The following is an 8,355-nucleotide window of genomic DNA, read 5'->3' on the forward strand; positions in this document are numbered from 1 at the left end:
GGACGGTCGGCACGCCGGTCGGTGGGGCAGGCGGGGAACTGGTCGGCGCGTCCGTCGCGCACCGGGCGGGGTGCGGCTGGGCGGGTTGCAGGTTTGCTACGTCTGCAAGGCGCACTACCGGGAGCTGGACGGGTTCTACCACCGGTTGTGCCCGCCGTGCGCGGGCGAGCATCGCAAGCGCCGGGACGCGCGCGCCGACCTGGGCGGGCGGCGGGCGATCGTCACCGGCGGGCGGGTGAAGGCCGGGTTCGAGCTGGTGCTGAAGCTGCTGCGGGACGGCGCGTCGGTGACGGCGCTGACCCGGTTCCCGGCGGACGCGCGCCGCCGGTTCGCCGCCGTGCCCGGCCGGGACGCGTGGTGGGACCGGCTCACGATCGTCGGCATGGACCTGCGGGACGTCCCGGCGCTCGTCCGCTGGTGCGACGAACTGGTCGCGGCGGGCGAACCGCTGGACGTCCTGGTGAACCTCGCGGCGCAGACGCTGCGGCACCCGCCGGAGTCGTACGCGGAGCTGCTGGCCGTCGAGGAACGCGCGGCGCTGCCCGCCGGGCCGGTCGGGCTGCCGGTCGCGACGGCCGCGGGGACGGTCGACGTCGCGGGGCTGCTCCCGGACCCGGCGCCGGTGAACTCGTGGACGCGGCTGGTCCACGAGATCGACCCGGTCGAACTCATCGAGGTTCAGCTCATCAACGTGACGGCGCCGTTCGTGCTGCTCGGGCGGCTGCGTCCGTTGCTGGAGGCGTCCCCGCGCGCGCGCCGGTACGTGGTGAACGTGTCGGCGGCGGAGGGGCAGTTCGACCGGTACTACAGGGGCGCGGAGCATCCGCACACGAACATGGCGAAGGCAGCGCTGAACATGTTGACGCTGACGACGGCGTCCGAACTCGCGGAGCGCGGCGTGTACGTGACGAGCGTCGATCCGGGCTGGTTCACCGACCAGCAGCCGGAGCCGGACCGGGCGCGGCGGACGGCCGCCGGGTTCCGTCCGCCGCTGGACGTCGTGGACGCGGCGGCCCGCGTGTACGACCCGATCGTGCGGGGCGAGCGCGACGGGGATCCGCCGCACGGCGTCCTGCTGAAGGACTACCGGGTGGTCAGCTGGTGACGGCCCCGGCGGTTTCGAGCAGTTCGGGGAGCGAGCCGACGAAGCCGTCCTCCAGCAGCCGGAACGCGACGAGCCACGCCTCCGGACGGCCGCCGAGGTGCTCGTCGACGTGCTCGGCGAGGCGGCGCAGGACGCGCGGGTCGGGGGCGGTGCCGGGCGGCGGCGCGAGGAGCGCGTCGGCGTCGGCCTCGTGCAGGAGGCGGTCGACGGACAGGCCGGGGCCCTTGCCGAACAGGCGCGCGGCGGCGTTGCCGTAGACGGGCACGGGGTCCCAGTGTTCGGGGACGCCGGGGCGGCGGAGGTTGCGGGTGCGGCCGTGGCCGGTCTCGGCGACGAACAGCGGCCGGAGCCGGACGTCCCCGGCGACGCCGGTGAGCGCCCGGATCCGGGCGGTGCCCCGCATGGCGGGCAGCCAGAGGGAGTCCGCCACGACGCGCAGCGTCTCCTCCGGGACGGTCTCGACGACGTATTCGGGCGTGAGCGTGCCCGCCGCCAGGCCGTTCCCGACGACCTTGACGATCGTGTCCGCGCCGGCCACCGGGCCCAGCGCGCACAGGTCGGCGAGGACTTCGGGCGCCGGGTCGGACAGGAAGACGGCCGCGTCCGGGTGGTCGGCGACCACCGTCCGCACGAGTTCGAGGGGCGCGTCGGTGCGTTTCGCGATGAAGCGGGCGGCGTGGAGGGGGATCGGGCCCTCGGCGGCGCGCCGGCGCGGCTCGTCCGCCAGCACGTCGGCCCAGCCCACGCGCGGGATGCCCGGGTGGCGGCGGTCGACGACCGTCCGGACGAGCGGGTCGGGCAGCCGCCACGGTTCGCAGCCGTCCGCGTCGCCGATCGCGGCGATCGTCCGGAGGAACTCGGGGCGGCGCACCCGCTCGGACAGGTCCCGCAGCGTCTGCGCCCCCTCCTCGGTGCGCAGCGCGGCCTGCGCGTGCGCGAGGACGCTCGGGACGGACCGGCCCGGCCCCCACCGGAACGCGGGCAGCCGCCCCTGCTCGGCGAGTTCGCGGATCTCGTGGTGGCGGTGGGCGTCCAGCAGGGTGCGGCAGGCCCGGACGGCGCCGTGCGGGTCGCGCCCGCGCCGATGAACCGCAGCGCCGCACCGGCCAGGTCGGGGTCGGCCGCGTAGAGGAGGGCGTGGTCGAAGGCGTCCGGGCCCTTCCCGGACAGGGCGCTCTCCAGCAGCCCGATCGGCAGCGGGCGCGGCGTGACGCCGTCGCGGCGGGACGTCTGGTGCGCGATCTGCCGCCGCAGGTTGCGCGGCAGCCGCGTCAGCGCGACGTCGGCGCTGAGCAGCGTCTCGGCGACGTCCGGGCTGTCGAGGTCGAGGAGCCGGCCGAGCAGGGACGGCGGGTCGCCGACGGTGAGGGCGTGCGTGACGAGCGCGTCGAGGTCGCCCGGACGGCCGCGCCGCAGCATCGCTTCGAGGACGACGCGGTTCGGCATCCCGTGGCTGCGCACGGCGTGCCCGGCCCGGCCGTCGGGGAGGTGCCCGAGGAGCACGTCGACCTCGCCGGGGGTCGCGAACCGCAGCAGCCCGGCCCGGCAGTGGGCGATGTTGCGGGCACGCGTCCTCTTACCTTTCTGGCTCATAGGGCGTCACGGTAACCAATTTCGTGATCAGACGGGATCGATCCGATGGCAGGCCATGGGCGGTTCGCGGCGTTCCGGCCATTCGTCGCCGCCGGGCGTGATCAGCCAGATCCACTTGCCGGGCTCCGCCGGGGCGACGGGGTCGGCGTAGCCGTCGGTGACGACGATGACGGCGTCCACCGGTTCGTCCCGTCGCTCCGCGTACGCCTGGACGGCCGCGAAGTTCGTCCCGCCGCCGCCGCGCAGCGGCTCGCCCGGTGCGAACGGCTTCACGCCGCCGTCGAACGCGACCCAGTCGGCCTCGACCCCGTCGATGCGGCCGACGAGCGTGCTCAGCCGCTCGACCACGCCGGCCGGCATCGAACCGGACGTGTCCAGCGCGATGACCAGCGTCTTCAGCCGCCGGGGGCCGCGCCGCGCGAGCATCGGCTCGTGCCCGAGGGCGGCCAGCAGCGCGCCGCGCTTCTTCGGGTAGACGAGCCGCTCGCCTTCCGCGAGCTTCGAGCCGAGCACGTCCACGAGCCAGCGCTGCCACCACTCGACCCGCCGCGTCGCCGACGTCCGTCCGCGCAGCACGTGCGCGCCGAGGTCGCCCCAGATCCGGTCGACGCCCTCGGTGGCGCCTTCGGTGCGGCGCAGCAGTTCGAGGAGTTCCGCGCGGGCCGTCCGGTCGCCGCGCCGGGCCGCGATCAGCACGCTGCGCAGGACGTCGCCGCCGATCCGGTCGACGGTCTCCTGGTCGAGCACGTCCGCGAGCACGTGGACGCAGGCGGCGGTGCCGGCGCCCGGCGGGTTCCGCATCCGCCGCAGCTCCCGGTAGACGCTCATGTCGGTGTCGATCCACTGCTCGTAGGCGAGCGGGCGCAGCCCCCGCTCGCCGAGGTCCCGCCGGTACGCCCCGTACACGCGCCGGGGCGAGATCCCCACCGGACGTCCGTCCAGCTCGGGCAGTTCGCCGCCGAGCCTGGCCAGCGCCACGTGGTTGACCGTGACCTCGCAGGCCAGGGTGAAGACCGGGTCGGCGCGCAGGTCCGGGTCGGCGAACAGGTGCCGCTGGACGAGGTGCCGCGACTCATGGAACAGGACGAACCGGATGCCCTCGACGCCGATGCCGACGAAGAAGCCCGGGTTGTAGAGGAGCAGGCACGTCCCGTCGCCCGACGCGACGACGGCGGCCGTGTCGACGGCCGTCGTCGGGATCTGGTGGTGGCACTTGCTGAACAGCCAGGACGCGATCGTGCTGTGCGTCATCCCGAGGTCGAGCAGGGCGCGTTCCTTCAGCCGCCGCGCCTCGGCCACGATCTCCGGGTCGGCGGGCGCCCACCGTTCCAGCGCGCGCCGATCGGTCAGCTCGATCAGCGGCGCCCTCGTCCGTCCGGTCTCCCCGTAAGCCACAAGGCCACTTTCCCGCCGATCTCCCGCCTTCTCCACGCATTTAGGTGGCGGAGCCGCCGAGGGCGGCGGAAATGTCGCCCGATTTCCGGACAGCCAGGACCGTGACGCCGCCGACCGGCGCGGCGACCGCCGCCCACACCGTGGGGATGAGCCAGATCGGCCACTCCATCGTCGCCGCGACGATGCCGATGGGGAACGTGGCCGCCGCCATGCCGCCGGTGAACCAGAGGAGCCCGGCCAGGCCCTTGCCCATCGCGGGCTCGGCGCGCCGCCGCAGCCGCCACCCGCCCGCCACGATCATGAGCAGGCCGGACGGTCCGACGACGAGCATCGCCGCCGCGTACGACTCCGCGAACCCCGCCGGGGCCGCGCTCGTGTCCTGCTCGTCGCCCAGCGCGCCGACCCGCACGACCTCGCCGCGCCAGATCGTGCCCCGGACCGGATCGCCGTCGCGCAGATCGTCCAGCAGCGGCTCGTTCGTCTTGTACTCGGTCGCCCACTTCCCGCCCGCGCGGTCGGTGAGCGTCGCGGTGATCTCCGAGCCCCGGCCCGCGTAGAGCCGGATGCCGGAGATCACGAAGTCCTGCTCCCACAGGCAGTCCGCGGGCTCTCGCGGGGCCTCCCCGCAGCCGGTCGTGGACTCGATCGCGTTCCGCTCCGCGAGCCGGTCCGGCAGCCCGGTGACCCCGATCGCGACCGCCCCCACCACCCCCGCGACACCGAGGAGGAGCCAGAGCACCGCGACGGCGGCGTTCTTACGGGAGGTTCGGTGGGTCATATGTCGTATTTAACTACCTGCGGCGACGCCCGCCCGATTCCACGCGTTGATCGCGGCGCGCGACCCCGGTGCACCTCGCCGCGAGCCCGTCGCCCGCCGCCGCGCGGTCATCGAACCTCCCGTGGGCGTCGCCCCTGGACGGAGTACATGGTGTACGAGCGGGCGCGGAAGCGCGGATCGGCCAGCAGCGCGCGGACCTCGTCAAGCTGCCCGGCCGTCATCCCCTCGCGGACGAGCCCGTCGTGCAGGTGCCGGCCGTGGTGCGCGAGGAGCCGGAGCCCCGGCGACCGGGCGTCCCACACCTCGACGCGGGACCGCGACACGACGCCGGCGAGTCCCGCCGCGCCCATCGCCCGCGCCACGTCCCGTCCCCACCCCACCTCGACGCCCGCACGGGCCATCAACCGGTTCTTCGCCGCGGTGAACGTCTCGTACAACCCCCGCGCGGCGAGGCTCGGGGCGCGCAGCACGGGCGCGGCCGACGCGTCGAACTCGTCCAGTTGCAGGACGCCGCCGGGCTTGAGGGCGCGGACGAGCCGTCCGAGCACGGCGTCGCGTTCGGGCAGCAACCGCAGCACCAGCCGCGCGTGCACGAGGTCAAACTCGGCTTCGGGCAGCGGATCCCGCACGATGTCGTGCCGCACCACCGGCGGCCCCGCCGCGTCCGCGACGGGCCGCAGGTCGGTCGCCACGACCCGTCCCGCGGGCCCGACGCGCCGCTCCAGCCACGCGGCGACCGTCCCGTTCCCGGCACCGACCTCCAGGCACCGCCGCCCGGGCCCGACGCCCGTCCGGGCGAGGCTCCGGACGGTCATCGGGTCGTACGCCGCGCTCAGCAGCCGATGCTGCTCCCGGACGTGCGCGTCGTGCTCCCAGAAGACGCCCGCGCCGACCGCCGCCCTCACCGCGGCCCCCCGGCGTCCCCCGCCCCGCCGGCCTCGGCGAGGCGCGCGAGGGTGGCGGCGCAGACCTTGCCGGTCGGGCCGAGGGGCAGTTCGGGCAGGACGAGGAAGCGTTCGGGGAGGCGCCGCTTGTCGAGGCCGCGGCGGCGCAGGTAGTCGAGCATGTCGGCCGGGGACGGCGGCGGGGCGCGCGGCGCGGGGCGACGCAGGCGCACATGCGTTCGCCGAGGTCGCGGTCCTGGACCGGGACGCACTGCACGTCGGCCACGGCGGGGTGCGCGCTGAGCTCGCGTTCCACGTCCGCCGGGGAGAGGCCCACGCCGCCGCGGATGACGACGCGTTTCAGCCGGTCGAGCACCCAGAGCGTCCCGTCCGGGTCGAGGCGGCCGAGGTCGCCGCTGCGCACCCAGCCGCCGGGGGCGCGGTGCCGGGCGTCGAGGTCGGGCGCCGCGACGTAGCAGAGCGGGGTCATCGGGCCGCGCGCCCAGATCTCGCCCGGTTCGCCGGGCGGCAGCGGCCGGCCCTCGGGGTCGCGGACGCTGATCTCCGCGACGTCCGGGTCGGGGACGCCCGCCAGCCCCGGCTCCCACCGGCCCGGGACGCGGCCGGTGTGGCAGTTGACGCCGTCGCTCGACCCGTAGATGTTGACCGGCGTCATCCCGAACCGGCGCGCGCACGCATCGACGACGTGCCCGTGCACGGGCCCCGCGCTGGAGACGACGGTGCGCAGCGACGACGTGTCCGCGGCGGACCCGGACTCGGTCATCCGCCACAGCATCGTCGGGACGCCGAACAGGTGCGTGGGCCGGTGCAGTTCGACGGCGCGCAGCGCGGCGGCGGCGTCGAAACGCGGCTGCAGGACGAGCGTGCCGCCGAGCCGCGCGAGGATCACCGACGTGCCGAGCGACCCGTACGAGGAGGCCAGCGACACCAGGAGCAGCGCGCGCATCGGCCCGGGCCCGCGCCCCAGCGCCGCCACGTAGTTCGCGCGGCCGCCCGCCATCGCGTTGTGCGAGTAGGCGACCATCTTCGGTTCCGACTCCGACCCCGACGACACGAGCAGCCGGGCGGGCGCCTCGGCGTCCGGACGGGCGGGGCGCCACGCCCGGGGTCGCGGCCGTCGCGTCGTCGAGCGACCGGACGTCCCCGGGGAGCGGCGCCGCGCCGGGCGTCCGGCGGTACGGCGTCCACCACGCGCGTGCGGGCCGGGAGGTCGACGGCGTCGACCATCCCGGGGACGGTGACGAGCGCGGCGAGCGCCGGGACCGGTCGAGCAGCCGGGCGACGTCGCGCGGCCCGCGCGAGTGCGGGATCGGCAGCGCGACCGCGCCGAGCGCGGCGACCGCCAGTTCGGCGACGACGGCGTCCCGCCCGTTCGGCAGCAGCACGCCGACGATGTCGGCGGGCCCGTGCCCGGCGGCGGCCAGCGCGGCGGCGGCCCGCCGGACGCGCGCGACGAGTTCGGCGTAGGACAGGGCGCCCGCGTCGTCGACGACCGCGTCCCGGTCGGGCGCGTCGCGGGCCCGTTCGTCGAAGAGGGTGTAGAGGTCGCGGCCGGGGCAAGCCCCCCGCGCGGTCCACTCGGCCCGCAGGCGCGCGGGCACGAGGTCGGCGAGGGCGATGCCGTTCCCCGACGTCCAGACGGGGACGGATGCGGAGGTGTTCACACGAACTCCCTGATGTCGTCGAAGGTCCACGGGGATCGGTTCCGGGCGGTGCCGGGCGGCGGAGCCCGCCGAACGTCCACCGGCCGTACCGCTCGGCGGGCGTCCGGACGCGGGGCGGCCGGGGTCACGCGAACTCCCTTGCCTCGTCGAAGGTCCATGGGGATCGGGTGTAGGCGGCCTTGCCGTCGGTCTCGAACAGGGCCTCGTACGCGGGGTCGGTGGCCATGGCGGCGAGGTCGGCCACGACCGGGGCGCGCGGCGCGTTGTCCACAGGGGTGTGGACAACGGCGCGCAGGAGGCGGGCGGCATCGATCAGTGCGGTCTCGACGTGGACGCCCGTGCCGGTGCGGGCGCGCGCGAGGAGCCCGGCGACGGTTCCCTCGGCGGCGATGAACGCGCCGAGCACGTCGGTGATCGTCATGAGGGTCGGGCCGGACAGCAGGGCCGCGACGCCCGAGTGGGCCTGCACGAGGTAGTCGGTGCCCATCGGCTGCGGTTCCGGGAGGACGTCGGCCCAGCCCCCGGCGTGCGCGTACACGAGGGGCGGGCAGTCGGCGGCGGCGAGGCCGAAGCGGGCGGCGCGGCCCGGCGGCCAGTTCTGCAGGAAGACGTCGGCGGACGCGGCGAGCCGCAGGGCCGTTTCGCGTCCGGCCGCCGTTTTCAGGTCGGCTTCGACGGCGGTCTTGCCCCGGTTGAGGGCGAGGAACCGGACGGAGTCGTCCCCGGACATGGGCGGGACGCCGCGCAGCGGGTCGCCGCCGGGCGGTTCGAGGCGGACGACGGCGGCGCCGAGCAGGCCGAGGAGGTGCCCGGCGAGCGGGCCCTGCACGCGGTTCGTCGACCTCGACGACGCGGATTCCCGGCGAGGGGCCCGGTGCCGTCCGGGGCGGGGCGGGGCCGCGGCCGGGGGCCGTC

The 8,355-nt window shown here is 76.0% G+C and carries 8 protein-coding genes and 2 pseudogenes; 3 read left to right on the forward strand and 7 right to left on the reverse strand.

Features of this window, described 5'->3' with window-relative positions:
• Positions 1-1,105: SDR family oxidoreductase (locus BJF79_RS26100; protein ID WP_143220176.1), on the forward strand; the 1,105-nt coding region annotated here is incomplete at its 5' end.
• Here the strand turns inward: BJF79_RS26100 and BJF79_RS26105 are convergent.
• Positions 1,095-1,976 carry a hypothetical protein gene (locus tag BJF79_RS26105; RefSeq protein WP_075901283.1) on the reverse strand — a complete coding sequence of 294 codons (882 nt, stop codon included), beginning with the start codon at positions 1,974-1,976 and terminating at the stop codon, positions 1,095-1,097. The two genes, BJF79_RS26100 and BJF79_RS26105, sit on opposite strands and share 11 nt — an antisense overlap.
• A 60-nt stretch (positions 1,977-2,036) precedes the next feature.
• Here BJF79_RS26105 and BJF79_RS26110 point away from each other — a divergent pair, with 60 nt between their 5' ends.
• Together BJF79_RS26110 and BJF79_RS26115 are read left to right on the forward strand one after the other, a co-directional pair.
• Positions 2,037-2,234, forward strand: a complete 198-nt coding sequence (locus BJF79_RS26110) for a hypothetical protein (RefSeq protein WP_075901285.1) — start codon at positions 2,037-2,039, stop codon at positions 2,232-2,234.
• Positions 2,235-2,242: 8 nt separating this feature from the next.
• On the forward strand, positions 2,243-2,713 hold the full coding sequence (locus BJF79_RS26115) for a hypothetical protein (RefSeq protein WP_075901287.1): 471 nt from the start codon (positions 2,243-2,245) through the stop codon (positions 2,711-2,713).
• 12 nt (positions 2,714-2,725) lie between these two features.
• Here the strand turns inward: BJF79_RS26115 and BJF79_RS26120 are convergent, their stop codons facing one another.
• The 6 genes and pseudogenes from BJF79_RS26120 to BJF79_RS26140 all read right to left on the reverse strand — a co-directional run.
• The gene (locus BJF79_RS26120; RefSeq protein ID WP_075901289.1) at positions 2,726-4,093 is read right to left on the reverse strand and encodes a DUF2201 family putative metallopeptidase; all 1,368 of its coding nucleotides are present in this window, start codon (positions 4,091-4,093) and stop codon (positions 2,726-2,728) included.
• Between the two features lie 40 nt (positions 4,094-4,133).
• Positions 4,134-4,871: a hypothetical protein gene (locus BJF79_RS26125; protein ID WP_075901291.1), complete on the reverse strand. Its 738-nt coding sequence runs from the start codon at positions 4,869-4,871 to the stop codon at positions 4,134-4,136.
• Between the two features lie 107 nt (positions 4,872-4,978).
• Complete coding sequence (locus tag BJF79_RS26130; RefSeq protein WP_083733932.1) at positions 4,979-5,686, reverse strand: class I SAM-dependent methyltransferase; 708 nt, start codon at positions 5,684-5,686, stop codon at positions 4,979-4,981.
• A 601-nt stretch (positions 5,687-6,287) separates the two neighbouring features.
• Positions 6,288-6,830 (reverse strand): annotated as a pseudogene (locus tag BJF79_RS61660) (AMP-binding protein); the annotation flags it as partial.
• 265 nt (positions 6,831-7,095) lie between these two features.
• A pseudogene (locus tag BJF79_RS61665) lies at positions 7,096-7,470 on the reverse strand (AMP-binding protein); the annotation flags it as partial.
• Positions 7,471-7,564: 94 nt separating this feature from the next.
• Positions 7,565-8,355 (reverse strand): CoA transferase (locus BJF79_RS26140; RefSeq protein WP_187357059.1); only part of this gene is annotated, 791 nt, incomplete at its 5' end.

The sequence above is a fragment of the Actinomadura sp. CNU-125 genome (genome assembly GCF_001942465.1).
In the GTDB taxonomy this organism is placed as follows: domain Bacteria; phylum Actinomycetota; class Actinomycetes; order Streptosporangiales; family Streptosporangiaceae; genus Spirillospora.

Coding starts and splice junctions, on each gene's coding strand:
- BJF79_RS26130 (WP_083733932.1), bottom strand. CDS start 5,686: ATGACCGTCCGGAGCCTCGCCCGGACGGGCGTCGGGCCCGGGCGGCGG.
- BJF79_RS26125 (WP_075901291.1), bottom strand. CDS start 4,871: ATGACCCACCGAACCTCCCGTAAGAACGCCGCCGTCGCGGTGCTCTGG.